Annotated in this window: 14 protein-coding genes and 1 pseudogene; 7 read left to right on the plus strand and 8 right to left on the minus strand. The window is 39.4% G+C overall.

The genetic code is table 11. The annotated features are described in order from the left end of the window. Window positions 1-133 precede the first annotated feature (133 nt). The gene (locus tag H0S58_RS11765; RefSeq protein ID WP_092718419.1) at window positions 134-385 is read left to right on the plus strand and encodes a DUF2061 domain-containing protein; all 252 of its coding nucleotides are present in this window, start codon (window positions 134-136) and stop codon (window positions 383-385) included. Window positions 386-566: 181 nt separating this feature from the next. Further along, a complete protein-coding gene (locus tag H0S58_RS11770) occupies window positions 567-1,433 on the plus strand; it encodes a LysR family transcriptional regulator (protein ID WP_195726606.1) in 867 nt (288 codons plus the stop codon). Window positions 1,434-1,488: 55 nt separating this feature from the next. Here H0S58_RS11770 and H0S58_RS11775 read toward each other — a convergent pair whose 3' ends face one another. Together H0S58_RS11775 and H0S58_RS11780 are read right to left on the minus strand one after the other, a co-directional pair. After that, window positions 1,489-1,734: a DUF2789 family protein gene (locus H0S58_RS11775; RefSeq protein ID WP_053578847.1), complete on the minus strand. Its 246-nt coding sequence runs from the start codon at window positions 1,732-1,734 to the stop codon at window positions 1,489-1,491. 152 nt (window positions 1,735-1,886) lie between these two features. Further along, a complete protein-coding gene (locus tag H0S58_RS11780) occupies window positions 1,887-2,537 on the minus strand; it encodes an HAD family hydrolase (RefSeq protein ID WP_195726607.1) in 651 nt (216 codons plus the stop codon). A 182-nt stretch (window positions 2,538-2,719) separates the two neighbouring features. Between H0S58_RS11780 and H0S58_RS11785 the strand changes: the two genes are divergently transcribed. Both H0S58_RS11785 and ptsP read left to right on the plus strand, forming a co-directional pair. After that, complete coding sequence (locus tag H0S58_RS11785; RefSeq protein ID WP_053578858.1) at window positions 2,720-3,196, plus strand: RNA pyrophosphohydrolase; 477 nt, start codon at window positions 2,720-2,722, stop codon at window positions 3,194-3,196. 89 nt (window positions 3,197-3,285) lie between these two features. Next, the gene (gene ptsP, locus H0S58_RS11790) at window positions 3,286-5,583 is read left to right on the plus strand and encodes a phosphoenolpyruvate--protein phosphotransferase (protein ID WP_053578859.1); all 2,298 of its coding nucleotides are present in this window, start codon (window positions 3,286-3,288) and stop codon (window positions 5,581-5,583) included. On the opposite strand, the gene H0S58_RS11795 is transcribed toward ptsP, so the two are convergent. Further along, window positions 5,580-5,783, minus strand: coding sequence for a hypothetical protein (locus tag H0S58_RS11795; RefSeq protein WP_195726608.1), 204 nt, complete (start codon window positions 5,781-5,783; stop codon window positions 5,580-5,582). The genes ptsP and H0S58_RS11795 overlap by 4 nt on opposite strands. 204 nt (window positions 5,784-5,987) lie before the next feature. Beyond that, window positions 5,988-7,637: an acyl-CoA dehydrogenase family protein gene (locus H0S58_RS11800; RefSeq protein ID WP_195726609.1), complete on the minus strand. Its 1,650-nt coding sequence runs from the start codon at window positions 7,635-7,637 to the stop codon at window positions 5,988-5,990. An 80-nt stretch (window positions 7,638-7,717) separates the two neighbouring features. Here H0S58_RS11800 and H0S58_RS11805 point away from each other — a divergent pair. Both H0S58_RS11805 and H0S58_RS11810 read left to right on the plus strand, forming a co-directional pair. Beyond that, a pseudogene (locus tag H0S58_RS11805) lies at window positions 7,718-8,354 on the plus strand (TetR/AcrR family transcriptional regulator). A 276-nt stretch (window positions 8,355-8,630) separates the two neighbouring features. After that, on the plus strand, window positions 8,631-10,151 hold the full coding sequence (locus tag H0S58_RS11810; protein WP_195726610.1) for a catalase: 1,521 nt from the start codon (window positions 8,631-8,633) through the stop codon (window positions 10,149-10,151). A gap of 242 nt (window positions 10,152-10,393) precedes the next feature. Here H0S58_RS11810 and H0S58_RS11815 read toward each other — a convergent pair whose 3' ends face one another. Further along, a complete protein-coding gene (locus H0S58_RS11815) occupies window positions 10,394-11,449 on the minus strand; it encodes an MBL fold metallo-hydrolase (RefSeq protein ID WP_053578864.1) in 1,056 nt (351 codons plus the stop codon). A 76-nt stretch (window positions 11,450-11,525) separates the two neighbouring features. Continuing rightward, window positions 11,526-12,464 (minus strand): cation diffusion facilitator family transporter, encoded by a 939-nt coding sequence (locus H0S58_RS11820; RefSeq protein ID WP_092718432.1) that lies wholly within the window; start codon window positions 12,462-12,464, stop codon window positions 11,526-11,528. Window positions 12,465-12,987: 523 nt separating this feature from the next. Here H0S58_RS11820 and hcaR point away from each other — a divergent pair. Next, a complete protein-coding gene (hcaR, locus tag H0S58_RS11825) occupies window positions 12,988-13,887 on the plus strand; it encodes a DNA-binding transcriptional regulator HcaR (protein WP_092718435.1) in 900 nt (299 codons plus the stop codon). Window position 13,888: 1 nt separating this feature from the next. Here the strand turns inward: hcaR and H0S58_RS11830 are convergent, their stop codons facing one another. Then, the gene (locus H0S58_RS11830; protein ID WP_195726611.1) at window positions 13,889-14,557 is read right to left on the minus strand and encodes an HAD-IA family hydrolase; all 669 of its coding nucleotides are present in this window, start codon (window positions 14,555-14,557) and stop codon (window positions 13,889-13,891) included. A 277-nt stretch (window positions 14,558-14,834) separates the two neighbouring features. Then, window positions 14,835-15,773, minus strand: a complete 939-nt coding sequence (locus H0S58_RS11835; RefSeq protein ID WP_195726612.1) for an RluA family pseudouridine synthase — start codon at window positions 15,771-15,773, stop codon at window positions 14,835-14,837. Between the last annotated feature and the right edge of the window lie 217 nt (window positions 15,774-15,990).

Raw genomic sequence — 15,990 nt, forward strand, 5'->3', positions numbered from 1 at the left:
TTTTTAATTTGAATTTTGACACTGAAATCATTATTCATAAAACCAATCAATAATATAATATTATTCGTTTTTACAAATTAAATAAGACTCATTATTATTTAACTCTATTTTAGAAAAAGAAGGTAGATCTCTGATGGCTCATATTCAGAAATTTATTGATTACAACCAAAAAACGTTAAAAAAGACCCTAAGTTATTACTTCATGCATATTACGATTGCCATGTTGGTGGGTTATTTCGTCACAGGAAATATCTGGATGGCACTGACTTTAAGTTTACTTGAACCGACTGTTCAAGCCTTTGCATTTTTCTTTCACGAAAAAGTTTGGGAAGCCAAAGCATCAAACTCATCACAAAGCAAAACCGAACCGCTACAAAATATTTAAAAGATTCTCGAGATGTTCAAATTTTTGTAAAATATAAACATTTATGTCGAGGATCTTGATTGACTGGAAAATACAAGTTTACATCTACATACATTTTTTTAATCGGTTTTTTCATGAATTGAACATTTATCTATAAAAATATTTTATAATTATGTGAATTTATCATAACCAGATTATCACTATGAATCTTGCTGCTTTTGAAGCTTTTATTAAAGTCATGGAAACAGGATCTATTTCCATGGCTGCCGATCTGTTGTTTATTACCCAACCAGCGGTCACCAAAAGAATTCACAGCTTAGAAGATTATTTTGGCGTCAAATTATTTGAATCTGCTGGACGCGGAGTTCAAGCGACTCATGCCGCACATTCCCTACTCCCCAAAGTTAAAAACTGGCTTAATGAACTGGGTGATATTCACCACACTTTAAGCCATCAACAAGGTCAAGTTCAGGGTAAACTGAAAATTGGAACCAGTCATCATATTGGATTACATCATTTGCCTAGTCATTTACGTGATTATGTACAAACATTTCCAAATGTCACTTTAGATGTTCATTTTGTCGATTCAGAACAGGCCCATGAAAAAGTACTGGCGGGTGATTTGGAACTGGCATTTCTGACGCTACCGCCGCAAGGAGATGATCGACTCAATTATGTGACCATCTGGAATGATCCATTGGTATTTGTCGCCGCGCCTTTTCACCCTTTGGCACAGCAACACAACTTGAGTTTGCAAGATTTAATTGAATATCCGAGCCTCTTGCCTGCCACTCAGACTTATACCAGTCAAATCACGCTTGCCGAATTTGAAAAACAGTGTTTAAAACCCAAAATCAGTATGAGTAATAATCCACTAGAATCTATCCGTATGTTGGTTTCAATCGGATTGGGTTGGTCGGTTTTACCTAAAACATTAGTCAATCAAGAATTACAACAACTTGATATTGCTGTAGATATGAATCGTGAATTAGGAATGGTTTGGCATCCAGGACGCACTCAGTCTAAAGCTGTTTTAGAATTAATTGAGATGATGAAACTTAAAAGCTAAATCACGACGAGAACCAAATAGAATCACTTTTTAATGCGACTTAAATTTAACGTGTTTAACGATGGGTGGATTCTTCATGTAAGGATTCATTCAGTTGATCAACCACAATCGCCCATTCACCATCCGATTTAATTTTTTCGGCTAAAAACTGACGCTGACTCTCAGTCCAATATTCAGCTTCAGTCATTTTGGTGTGTGCGGGTAATTGATGGGTTGCAATAAATAAGCTAATCGCGGGTTCAGAAGCATCTAAACCCAACTGTTCAAATAAATGCGTCATTCTTGGGCGTAACACACTCATTGTCTTCTCCATTCATGTCGTTCTTCTACTGAACATAACAGTTTTACACTAAAAATGAAGAATAAAACTGTAAGAATGTTATGTACATAATTAAAAGACAGTATTTTAAGGACTGTCTTTTTGTAGCTTATTTTAAGATCAGCATCTTCACCTTATAGGGACCAGTCCTGAATAACCCAATGCTGTTGTATTGCAAGTTCAGTCAAACGTTGATCTGGACATACCGCAATCGCATGATCGGCATACTCTAATAAAAAACGATCATTGAATGAATCGGAATAGGCCCATGATTCTGTCACAGATCGACCCGCAAGCCACTGCTCCAAACGTGCTAATTTACCTTTTTGATAACAGGGAATATTAATCACTTTGCCCGTATATTTGCCATGAATCACTTCAGCCGTAGTCGCAATAATTTCAGTGATTCCAAATTCACGAAAAATAGGCGCGGTAATAAAGTCTGAAGTGGCCGTTATGCCGACCAAGGCATGCCCTTCTGCACGATGCTTTTCAATTGCATTGAAACCTTCAGGACGCATTTGAGGACGAATCACTTTTTTCATAAAGGATTCATGCAAATCGGTTAAATACTCAGCATCATGTTGCGTTAGAAACTCAAATACAAATTCGTTATACGCAATAGGATCAAGTTGACCTGCTTTATAGTCCTCATAAAACTTGTCGTTCATTTGACGATGTCGAATGGGATCGACCAAACCTTCGTTTACTAAAAACTCACCCCATGAATAGTCTGAATCGGTATTTAATAAGGTGTGATCAAGGTCAAATAAAGCCAATTTCATGAAAATACTCGTAAAAACTGAAATTTAAGAAAAAAATTGTAAATCTATCTCCGCTAGTCGATAGAAATTCGTTAAGATCATAGCAATTTTAACATTTTTACACTTTGCTTTTTTCGCGTTGGATACAGAAATATAAGTCCCCGAATGCAGAGTCACAAATTACACAATATTTAGGTAGCCAAATGATCGATTCAGAAGGTTTCCGACCAAATGTCGGGATCATTTTGGCAAACGACTTTGGACAGGTTTTATGGGCAAAACGCATTGGACACAATGCTTGGCAATTTCCACAAGGAGGTATCCAATATGGAGAAACCCCTGAACAGGCACTTTATCGTGAGCTGAGAGAAGAAGTTGGCTTATTGCCCGAACATGTTCAAATTGTAGCACAAACAAAAGGTTGGCTACGCTATCGTTTGCCTCAACGATATATACGCTCGGATTCAGACCCAGTGTGTATCGGACAAAAACAAAAGTGGTTTTTACTTAAACTGACTGCGCCAGTCAAACATATTCAGTTGAATCTGTCTGAACCTCCAGAGTTTGACCAGTGGCAATGGGTCAGCTACTGGTATCCACTGGGTCAAGTCGTCAATTTTAAACGCGATGTCTATCGAAAAGCGATGGTGGAGCTATGTCACCAGTTGCCTGCGCTTTAGAGATAAAAAAGTTGCATAAATGTGCAGCTTTTTAAAAATTATGTTGTATAAATAAAATAGATTTAGACTTTTTTTTGGAGCAAATTTTTATGTCGAATATGCAACTGGATACCCTAAGACGGATTGTACAAGAAATCAATGCGTCGACCAGTTTGCATGAATCACTCGACATTATGGTCAATCGAGTGGCCAATGCCATGCATGTGGATGTCTGCTCTATTTATTTACTGGATGAACGTAACCAACGTTATTTACTCATGGCCTCTAAAGGTTTAAAGCCTGAAGCAGTGGGTCATGTTTCATTGCATACCAGCGAAGGCTTAGTCGGTCTGGTTGGACAACGTGAAGAAATTGTCAACTTAGACAATGCACCTAAACATGAACGCTTTATGTATCTGCCTGAAACTGGAGAAGAGATTTACAACTCTTTTTTAGGCGTTCCTGTCATGTACCGTCGTAAAGTGATGGGTGTTTTAGTGGTTCAAAATAAAGAATCTCATGACTTTAGTGAAGCCGCAGAATCTTTTCTAGTCACCTTATGTGCTCAGCTTTCAGGGGTAATTGCCCATGCACATGCAGTCGGCAATATTGACGTTTTTCGTAAGCCTAATAATCTACCCACCTACAAAACCTTTCAAGGCGTTTCAGGTTCAGGCGGCATTGCCTTAGGTCGTGCCGTCATTCTGTATCCACCTGCTGATTTGGCGTCGGTACCAGACCGTGAAGCAGATGATATTAGTGAAGAATTAGCACTACTTGATCATGCGATTGCTTCGGTTCGGCTAGAAATTCAATCTCTTGATGATAAAATGCAAGACGCCTTAATGGCAGAAGAACGTGCTTTATTTAGTGTGTTCTTGCGTATGTTGGATGAAAATGCGCTGCCTGCTGAAATTAAAGCTGAAATTCGTGATGGTAACTGGGCGCAAGGTGCGGTACGCATTGTCATTGACACGCATATTGCGCTGTTTGCACAGATGGAAGATGATTATTTACGAGAACGCGTGTCCGATCTGAAAGATTTGGGACGGCGTATTTTAGCTTTTCTACAAGAAGCAGATGCCAGTCATCGTGAACTTACCGATGAAAGTATTTTGATTGGCGAAGAAATCTCTACCGCTGCACTGGTTGAATTGCCTGTCGATAAAATTGCGGCTATTGTGACCACCGAAGGCGCGATGAATTCACACATGGTGATTGTAGCCCGTGCCTTAGGTATTCCGACTGTCGTAGGAGTAACTGAACTACCAGTAAATGCACTGGATGATGTCGAGATGATTGTCGATGCGCATCAAGGTCGGGTTTTTATTAATCCGCCACGTCGTTTGCGTACCCGCTATAAAGAAATCCAAAAAGAAGAAGAACAAATTGCCAAAGACTTAAAGCAATATGAAACTAAAGATGCGATTACCCCAGATGGGGTTTCAGTCAATCTTTATGTGAATACTGGTTTGATGATTGATGTGGTACGCGGCGTACAACGAGGTGCTAAAGGGGTAGGCTTATATCGCTCCGAAATTCCGTTTATGCTGCGTGACCGTTTCCCAGGTGAAGAAGAGCAACGCGCCATTTACCGTCAACAGCTCAGTCACTTTGCCAACAAACCTGTGGTGATGCGAACTTTAGATATCGGCGCAGACAAAGACCTGCCTTACTTTTCGATTGAAGAGGAAAACTCAGCACTGGGCTGGCGTGGGATCCGATTTACACTAGATCATCCTGAAATTTTTTCTTCACAAATTCGTGCCATGCTTAAAGCGAGTATTGGTTTAAATAACTTGCACATTTTATTGCCGATGGTCACCAGTGTCAGTGAAGTTGAAGAAGCATTGTATTTACTTGAACGAGACTGGATTGCGGTCCAAGAAGAAGAGCAAGTTAAAATTACCAAGCCCAAGATCGGGATTATGGTCGAAGTGCCGAGTGTGCTTTTACAAATTGAAGAGTTTGCTGAATTGGTGGATTTCTTTTCTGTCGGCTCGAATGACTTAACCCAATATTTATTGGCAGTGGACCGCAATAACCCGCGTGTTGCCAATGTGTATTCACATTTTCATCCTGCGGTACTACGTGCTTTAACCCGTTTGGTGCAACAATGCCACACGTACAATAAGCCTATCAGTATTTGTGGAGAAATGGCGGGAGATCCTTTGGCGGCAATCTTGTTAATGGCGATGGGCTTTAATACCCTTTCAATGAGTTCAAGCAATATTTTGCGTGTTCGCAAAGCCATTTGCCATGTGCCCATGTCAGATGCACAGGTGCAGCTTGCGCATGTATTGAAAATGGATAATCCTTTGGTGGTCAAAAGCTGGATGGAATATTATTTTAAAACCCATGGTTTAGCAGATATGGTGAAGTCTGCCACCCGAATCGTTGGTGCTTAAATTGCGACAGAAATTAAATTAAGAAGTATTAAAGCAAAAGGGCGATAATCCTCAGAATATCGCCCTTGTTTATGTTTGCTATAGCCACGTTTTGCATTTTTCTTACGATCTACAAATATCTGACTTTGATTAACTTCATGCATATGTTTCGCCACAAAATTGTTCAACACAATTTCTGGTTTTTTCTTTTGTTTCGCCATTTTACTCACCTTTTAGGTTCGGTTTTTTGTTGTCTTTTCCAACATTTTGATGGGAAAGCGATCATATACCTTTTCGCGCAATTTACAAGTAAGTTAATGGGGCAGCTGATCAAAATTTAAAGTCTTTTTTAAGATTCACTTTTAAGCTGTGCTAAAAATGCATCTCCTTCTTTTTCTTCAGATCTGTATACACAATATTTTAACTTAAGCAGTAAAACTTCGTGCTAATAATCTGGTTACATCAATATCTTGAGGATTTAACATTCCAACCACTTGTCCATGAAAGGGATGATAACGAGACTGGATAAAAGCCTGCGCAACAAAGTCAGGGGCATATCTTTTGAGTAAAACAGCTTGTACTAAAATGACCAAACGACTCACCAATTGACGTGCCATAAATTGTAAATTTTCTGAATTTTGCTGAAATAACTTACATAAGGCATCCTGTTCTTGTTGTAGTACAGCTTCTTGTGCCGTTATTTCAGCCAAAGAGATAAATAAAATGGCGACTGAATCTGGATCATGTTGCATGGCACGAAGTACATCTAAACACATGACATTGCCTGAACCTTCCCAAATGCTATTCACTGGAGCTTCTTTAAAAATACGCGCCATGATGCCGTTATTTACATAGCCATTTCCACCAAAAATTTCCATCATTTCGCCACTCAGTTCAACGGTGCGCTTGCAAATCCAAAACTTAGCAGCTGGAGTCAAGATGCGTCTCCATGCTTGTGAGAGTTGATCTTCCATTTCGTAACAATGTGCCAAATGAAAACTCAACTGAGTGGCTGCTTCAGCTTCTAAAGCTAAATCGACTAACACGGCTTGCATCAAGGGTTGTTCGAATAAAGGTTTTCCAAAGGCCTTTCGTTGACGGGTATAGGCAATGCATTGAACCAAGGCTTGACGTAACATTGCGCTACTACCGATGGAACATGTTAGGCGAGTGTAATTTGCCATTTCAATGATCGTGGGAATACCACGTCCTGCTTCACCGATCATCACGCCCCACGCATCCTGAAACTCAACTTCTGAACTGGAATTGCTGCAATTTCCGACTTTATCTTTTAAACGCTGAATCAAGATGCTGTTTTTAGTTCCATCTTCTAACCATCGTGGCACATAAAAGCAAGCCACACCATTCTGCTCAGTTTGTGCAACCACCAAGTGGGCATCTGACATGGGGGCTGAAAAAAACCACTTGTGTCCCGTTAACAAATAAGCATTACCACGCCCTGCTTGCGCAACAGGACGCGCAAGGGTCCGATTGGCCCGTACATCCGAACCGCCTTGCTTTTCAGTCATACCCATACCCAGCCAAATCGACTTTTTTTGGGCAATGGGGAGATCACGTTCATCATATTCATTACAGAGCAGTTTTTGGCCCAGTTTTGCCCACAGTTCGGGTTCACGTTGTATCAACGGAATACTGCCCAAAGTCATGGCATTGGGGCACAAATTTCCAGCTTCAACTTGTCCACTCAAATAAAAACGTGCTGCCCAATCCACCCATTTACTGGCGGATTGAGTTGCTATAAATGGATGTGCATGCGTATTAAACTGACGGTTCAAGGCCATCCATTGATGCCAAGCAGGATGGAACTCTAGTACATCTTTACGGTGACCGCGAGCATCGAAACAATGCAAAATTGGTGGATGTCGATTGGCTAAATCGGCATAGTGATAATATTCAGCAGACCCCACCTTTTTTCCCAAATCAGATAACTGCTGCTGATCACTGCTGTTATAACGCATTAAAATTTCTTGTAAGATCAAATCCGTGTTAAACAAATTGTAGTTTTGCTGTTCATCAAACTGATTTGAAATTTGGTGTGTGGCCCATGTCTGCATACTGATTCTCTGTCTTGTTATTTCTGTACTTTCACTTCAGTATAAAGAAAAATGAGAACTAGGATGTTCAGCTTTCAGCTATGAAAATTGCAGCAGCTCAAGTACGTCGAAAGCCACGTCAATCACGTGCCAAAGTAACCCAAGAGGCGCTGATAGACACTTTTGTTCAGCTTTTAATCTGCCGAAACGATTACGATTCGTGCAATCACTGAGGTAGCAGGTGTAGGACTGGGTACTTTTTATGAATATTTTGCTAAAAAACAAGATTTGATTGCCTTGACGATTCATCAACACGTTAAACAAAATGCAATCACACTTAAAACTTATGCACAAAGTCGAATTGAGTTATCCACAAATGAAAAACTTTCTCTTTATTTAAGCCATTTGATTCATTTTCAAATTACGAACATTCAACAACAGTCTCGAATCTGGTCACAACTTTTTTGTCTTGAACGACAAATCTCTACGCCTAAGGCCTATCAAAACCACTATAAACTTATGCTCGATCTTTGGAATGGTCTTTTAACGCCATTTATGACAAATTTAAACATACGGCAACGTTTTGCTTTAAATCTACATCGGATTATTTATGGATTTATTTCTCAGACCCTATTGCTCCATCCAGATTTCAACGCATGGGATACATTAGAACAAGATATTTTAAGCTCAATCCAAGGCTTAATTACTGAATTGGAGTGCTCTATTTCCACTCTTTAAAACCTATTAAAATCTAGGATTTGATTTATCGGATATTCCATTGACCAAGAATAGAATATTCCATTTGTATCTATTTCATTCTGCGCTTAAAGTCTAAATAGATTCTGCTGTTTTTAAAGTCACATTCAGGCGATCTATTCAACTTTTCGACTGAATTTTAAATTGCTTTTTAATGGAATGAGCAACATATTAAAAATGTCATGTTAAAAAGATAAAGTAGGTTAAATCCGAAATTATTTCCTATTTTAAACTTACTGATAACAATGGAGAAAGACCATGAGCGAAGACTCTAAAAAATGCCCTGTATCCCACCTAACGACGGCCTTTGGTGCTCCGGTAACGGACAATCAAAATAGTTTAACGGCAGGTGCGCGTGGTCCATTACTTGCCCAAGATTTATGGCTCAATGAGAAATTGGCCAATTTTGTTCGTGAAGTTATTCCTGAGCGCCGTATGCATGCCAAAGGTTCAGGTGCCTTTGGTACATTTACGGTTACCCATGACATTAGCGCTTATACCCGAGCAAAAATTTTCTCGGAGATTGGTAAAAAAACCGAAATGTTTGCACGCTTTACCACAGTTGCAGGTGAACGTGGTGCAGCCGATGCTGAACGAGACATTCGCGGTTTTTCATTAAAATTTTATACTGAAGAAGGTAACTGGGATTTAGTCGGTAACAATACACCCGTATTTTTTATGCGTGATCCACGTAAATTCCCTGATTTGAATAAAGCGGTTAAACGCGACCCAAAAACCAATTTACGCAGTGCGACCAATAATTGGGATTTTTGGACCTTATTACCTGAAGCACTGCATCAAGTGACTATTGTGATGTCAGATCGAGGTATTCCGAAAAGTTATCGTCATATGCACGGTTTTGGTAGCCATACCTATAGCCTCATCAATGCACAGAATGAACGCTTTTGGGTTAAATTTCATTTCCGTACTCAGCAAGGCATTCAAAATTTGACCGATGCTCAAGCTGCTGAGGTGGTTGCAGCAGATCGTGAAAGTAATCAACGTGATTTATTTGATTCAATTGAAAAAGGTGATTTTCCAAAATGGAAACTGCAAGTTCAGATCATGCCTGAAACTGATGCAGAAAAAGTGCCTTATCATCCCTTTGATTTGACCAAAGTTTGGCCACATGCTGATTATCCATTAATTGATGTGGGTGAATTTGAGCTGAATAAAAATCCTGAAAATTTCTTTTTGGATGTAGAACAATCTGCTTTTGCACCCAGCAATTTAGTGCCAGGCATTAGTGCTTCACCAGACCGTATGTTACAAGCACGTTTATTTAACTATGCTGATGCTCAGCGTTACCGTTTAGGTGTGAACTATCAGCAAATTCCAGTCAATGCCGCACGCTGCCCTGTTCACTCCAATCACCGTGATGGTCAAGGTCGTGTCGATGCCAACTATGGCGGCTTACCGCACTATGAACCAAACAGTTTCAGCCAATGGCAAGAACAAGCTGAATTTAAAGAACCACCGTTAAAAATTTCAGGTGATGCCGCTCATTGGGACTTCCGCGCTGATGACGCCGATTATTTCAGTCAACCTCGCGCCCTGTTTAATTTAATGAATTCTGAACAACAGCAGGCTTTATTTGACAATACTGCTGGCGCAATGGGTGACGCGCTAGATTTTATTAAATATCGCCACATTCGAAACTGTTATGCCTGTGACCCAGCCTATGGTGAAGGTGTGGCAAAAGCATTGGGGATGAGTGTTGCTGATGCTCAAGCGGCACGCGAAAATGATCCAGGCCGAAATAATCCAGGTTGGCTTTAATTTTTAACTAGAGTTGCATAAAAACCACCCTCAGGTGGTTTTTATTTTTAATCATTTTTTTACATCTGCTCGATATCTTGAACTCAACGATTGAATGACACTTTCTTTGGATAATGATTTTCTTACAAATTTGCTGCTCTATCTTAAATTTGAATAATCAAATTTAAAATTTCTTATCACCATACATGTCATTCAATTTTCAAGCGAATAAAACCGTCTGTTCAATATCCTCAAATAGACCATCACACCACCAAACGCCGACCTTCTCGAACACAATAAAAAGGCGCCATTAATTTCGAAGTATTTTTCATTGCAACTTTCAAATCTAACTCAGGTTGTTCACGGTTTTCATCGGTGAGTTGAAAGGTCCGATAATGAATGGCCAATGAGCATTTAGAATGCAGGTCCTGATGTGCTTGAAAAGCTTCATGCGGATTCATATGCATATAATGCATCAATTGACGTGGTTCATACGCACCGATGGGCAAAAGCGAAATACGCGGTGCACCCAAACGGCTTTGAATTTCCTTAAAATGCGGCGAATATCCAGTATCACCCGCAAAGAAGCAATGATCTTTACCTGCCAAAATAGAAAAACCACCCCAGAGTGCTCGGTTTTGATCACGTAAGCCTCGCCCTGAACCGTGTTGTGCAGGCGTATAAATAATTTTTAAATCGTGCAGTAACGAAGACTGCCACCAATCCATTTCTAAAACATGAAAACTTTTGGGTAAATACCACGAATTGCCTAAACCGGTATAAATGGGCATAGCAAATTTATCATGCAACCATTTTAAACTGGACAAGTCCATATGATCATAATGGTTATGACTGAGTAGAACCGCATGAATAGTCGGCAATTCCTCTAATGCAATACCTGCTGGAATGACACGCTTTGGCCCTTTGCCTTGCTGTGGACTCACATATTCACACCAAACTGGATCGGTGAGTAAGTTATAAGGACCAATTTGTAAAAGCACCGTTGCATGCCCTACAAACCATACCTGCCAATCATCGATGCTCGCCTGTGGGCGATCCTGTGGAAGGCTTCGTTTGGTCGTATGGAGTTCAGCTTCTTCTTTTTCTACATCAATCTTCCAAGTAGTGGATTTACGTGTGATGAGCCATTTTAATAAATCTGCACGACCACGTCCTGCAGGACGAGGAAGCATGTTGATGAATCGCTCACCATTATGATGATTAGAATGCATAAACTGAAAAGAAGGCTGGCGCCAAGTATGTGACCAGCATTCTGTCGTAGGCAGTTGAAAGTGTAATTGTTCGGGATTTTGCTTCATGTACATTCAATTTCTTAGAGTGACGTAAATATTCAAAATCCGATATTTTGAATATTATGTTATGTATATCACGTTTTTATTCTAAACGACCTTTCATACGTTGTAACCAAACTTTTTTCGTTTGTGGCTTAACAAACAATGCCATAATTTCAGGATGAATCTGTTTAATTTTCGCTTCAATTCTATTGACACAAGCTTCGATATCATCGGAAGTTAAATGGTCTTCAAACTCTAAACTTAAAGAAGCAATCACTTGATCTGCGCCCATTTGTTCAGTTAAAACACCATTTGCAGAAAATACGGCATCATCTTCTTGAGCAATCAATAACAGATGATCTCGCAATTGCGGATCAGCTGACTCACCCAACAATAGACCTTTGGTTTCTCGCGCCAATAAAATAGCAGAAATCGCCAACACAATTCCAATGAAGATTGAAGCGACGCCATCTAACTCTGGAATATTTAAGGCATGCGCCAGATAAATTCCGATTAGGGCAATAAAAAGTCCACATAGCGCTGCAGTATCTTCAAATAATACGGTGAAAGTCGTGGGGTCTTTACTCCGACGAAAAGCTTCAAAGTAACCGAGCTGCCCCTTGGTTTTACGAAAAGCTTTTAACGCCACCAACCATGATATGCCTTCACATAAAATCGCAATTCCCAAAACAATATAATTTAAATTTGGACTCAGCATTTCCTCAGGATAGCGCACATGCTGTATGCCTTGATAAATCGAAACCACAGCACCCAGTGCAAACACCATTAAAGAAACAATAAAGGCCCAAAAATAAAGTTCGCGCCCATAACCAAACGGATGCTGTGCATTTGGAGATTGTTGCGATTTTTTTATGCCGTACAGCAATAGAATTTCATTTAGAGTATCCACCACTGAATGAATCGCTTCACTCAGCATAGCGGAACTATTGGTGATATACGCTGCAACAAACTTGACCAAGGCAATCGCTAAATTGCCCGCCAGAGCAGCATACACCACAATTTTATTTGAATCCGACATTTAAACGCGCCTTAGATTTATTATCATCGAGTAGCATTATTGAAATAGTACTATTCAATTTTTATCTTTATTTGGACTCATCTTAACCAAACATTCGGTATCAATAGTTTATTTTTTGTTGTTCTCTTTAAAGCCTGCTGCATTCGATCATTCAGGGAAGCATTTTTCATTTAGATCAAGTTAAATGGAGGATAATGTAAAGATCACTCATTAGATGAGGATTCTTGTTTTAGTTTAATTTTAGATGAAAATATTGGGTTGATTGTGCGTTTCATTTATTCAAAATAATGAGAATTAATTTATACCGTTTATTAAATTTTATGATTTAGCACAATCTTTTTATTTTAGTTTATCGGTTTTATTGACTATAAATACCGCGTTTTAATATACAAAAATATTAATAAAAATAGAAATATCATTTATTTACTAAATGCAATCATCATCATGCGCTCATTGTTTATAGATTATACTCTTGCCAACTTATAGTAAGAGATTTTTTGGATTACTTATTGGACTTAAGTATATGGAATTACGTCACCTACGATATTTTATTACGGTTGCTGAAGAACTCAATTTTAGTAAGGCCGCTTTAAAGCTGTTTACTGCACAACCCTCTTTAAGTCAGCAAATTAAAGACCTAGAAGAAGATGTAGGGGTTCAACTTTTTTACCGAACAAAACGAAAAGTTGAATTGACTGAAGAAGGTACAGTATTTTTAGAACAAGCACGCTTAACGCTCGCGCAAGCCGATAAAGCCGTTGCTATGGCACGTCAAGTTTCACAAGCCAAACAACAAATGTTACGTATTGGTTTTGTACCTGTGGCGGAGGTAAAAATTTTTCCTTCGGTATTGCCCAATTTACGGGTTCAACATCCAGACTTTAAAATAGAACTCCTCAGCTTAAACAATACTGAGCAAATGAAGCGCTTAAAAAAAGGCGAATTGGATATATCGTTTACGCGGCACAATTTAAACAGTGATGAAATAAAAAGCTTATTTGTTTTACGTGAACCCATGGTATTTATTTTGCCAGAAGACCATCCTTTGGCAAAATATGAAAAAATTCCTGTACAAGCACTTCATGGGGTCGATTTTATTATTCCTGCGGTGGAACAATCTCACACCATTCATCACCATATTCTTGATTTTGCCAAAACACAGGGAATTACTTTAAATATTGTCCAAAAAGCCGATAATATTTTATTCAATATCAATGCAGTGGGTATGGGTTTAGGTTGTACCATTTTACCTGCCTACACTGCTCCACTGATCACTTCAAATAGCGTTATTCGCCCATTAGAGGTTGAGTTGCCTTATGTCGATCTCTATGTCAGCTACCATAAAAGCAATACATCTGTCGCGGTACGAAAATTTATCGAATTACTCACTCAAATCTTTTATCTTGATATCAATCGTGATTGAGTTAACCTGCTTCTTTTAAGCGGATATGCTGCAGCAGAAATCGATGTAAGTCACCAACATCATTCAAAATTGCGATTGGGTCAAATTGTGCTAATACGTCAACTGTATGAACGCCATAACTCACGCCAATGCTTGGCATCACAATATTTTGTGCCATTTCTAAATCATAAGACGTATCACCGACCATAATGGCATGCTCAGCCTTTACACCTGTAACTCTTAAGATTTCAGCCAGCATCAGTGGGTCAGGTTTAGATTTGGTTTCGCTGGCGGCACGTGTTACATCAAACATATCTAGACTTTGCGTTTGCGCCAAGACACGGTCTAGCCCTCTTCGGCTTTTACCCGTCGCAACAGCCAACTTGATGTTATGATTCTTTAAATCTAAAAGAAGCTCAGCGACCCCCTTAAACCAAACATCATCAGTAGAATTTTCCACATAATGGTCGCTATAACTTTGCAGAATTTCATGATGTAATTCAGGTACATCTGGAAATAAAACCTGAGCTACTTCAGGCAAACCTAGACCGATAATACTTTGTGCAGCCTCTGCGGTCAGCGGTTGATTAAATTGCTGCGCTGCAAATTTTAGGCTAGAAACAATTTGACTGACTGAATCGAATAAAGTGCCATCCCAGTCAAAAATAATCAGTTCTACAGGTTTGTTCATCTTCAGTTCCTCAGTTAAATTCAGCTTTTTCAATCTCACTCTATGTCTTCTCCTTGAAGAAATAGAGTGAGATTCATCATGACAAGGAAAGTTCAAAAAACTTCAAATCACTATTTTCATCCATTATTTATCAAATATTAACAGCTTAATATGACTCAAATTTTAAACATGCAACTGATAAAATAAGCATATTACTCAGCCGCTCATTTCTGTCCTACAGCCTAATAACGACATCCATGTCGTTTTTGACCTAACAGCTCATGTCAAATAGGGTGTCTTAATCCTTTGACTGTGCACGTAATTGCGCCACCACACTTTGCATATCTTCAGGCAAAGGCGCTTCAATGGTGTCATAACCTGGAATTTCTAAACGCAAGGCATGTAAACACAGACGTCGTGCCGCTGGGCCTCTATATTCAGTTTGATGGCCATATTTATCATCACCCAACAGAGGATGACCAATACTCAACCCATGTACACGAATTTGATGAGTCCGTCCTGAAAGCGGTGAGGCATAAACCAAAGTCGCATGTCGAAAACGCTCAGCAACATTCCACTGTGTTTGACTTGGCTTACCTTCTTTAGATACGCGTACACGACGCTCACCATTGGCCAATTCATAACGATGTAAAGGTGCATCAATCAGTTGTTTATCTAAACTGACCTGCCCTTTCACAATGGCTGCATAGGTTTTTTTAATTTTATGTTCACGTAATAAATCTTGTAGCGTTTTTAAAGTACTACGCTTTTTGCTGATCATCACCAAACCAGAAGTATCCCGGTCAATTCGGTGAATCAATTCCAAATATTTTTTACCTGTTGCGGCACGTAAGCCCTCAATTAAGCCATAGGCCACACCACTTCCGCCATGCACAGCAATCCCTGAAGGTTTATTGACCACCATCAAACCTTCATCTTCATAAATGACACGACTCAGTAAACTTTGTGCGACTTTATCAGACACAGGTGCCGCAGTTTCATCTTTAGGCTCATAACGGATGGGTGCGACCCGAATTTGATCGCCAATCGCAAGTTTGGTTTCCGCTTTAATACGCTTTTTATTGACCCTAACTTGCCCTTCACGCATCAAACGATAAATCCGACTTTTCGGCACACCTTTCAGTCTGGAAAATAAAAAATTATCAATACGTTGACCCGATTGATGCTCGTCCACTTCAAACCAAGTGACACTTTGCCATTCTTGCGTAGAATTCATACAGTTACGATGACCCAAAAAATACTAAAATTGATTAAAAACTGATCACTTAGGCTATGCTTTACCCAATAAAGGTAAGCTTAACCCATAGGCAGATGATGCAAGGTTTGATATAGTCAGCGCATGGATACCACCGTTAGTGTGAAAAAATTTAAAAACTTCAATTTTTTGGAGTTCGATATTAAATTTCTCAATTCACATTAAATACGGAAAGGTC

Source organism: Acinetobacter sp. TTH0-4 (genome assembly GCF_015602665.1).
Lineage (GTDB): Bacteria > Pseudomonadota > Gammaproteobacteria > Pseudomonadales > Moraxellaceae > Acinetobacter > Acinetobacter albensis.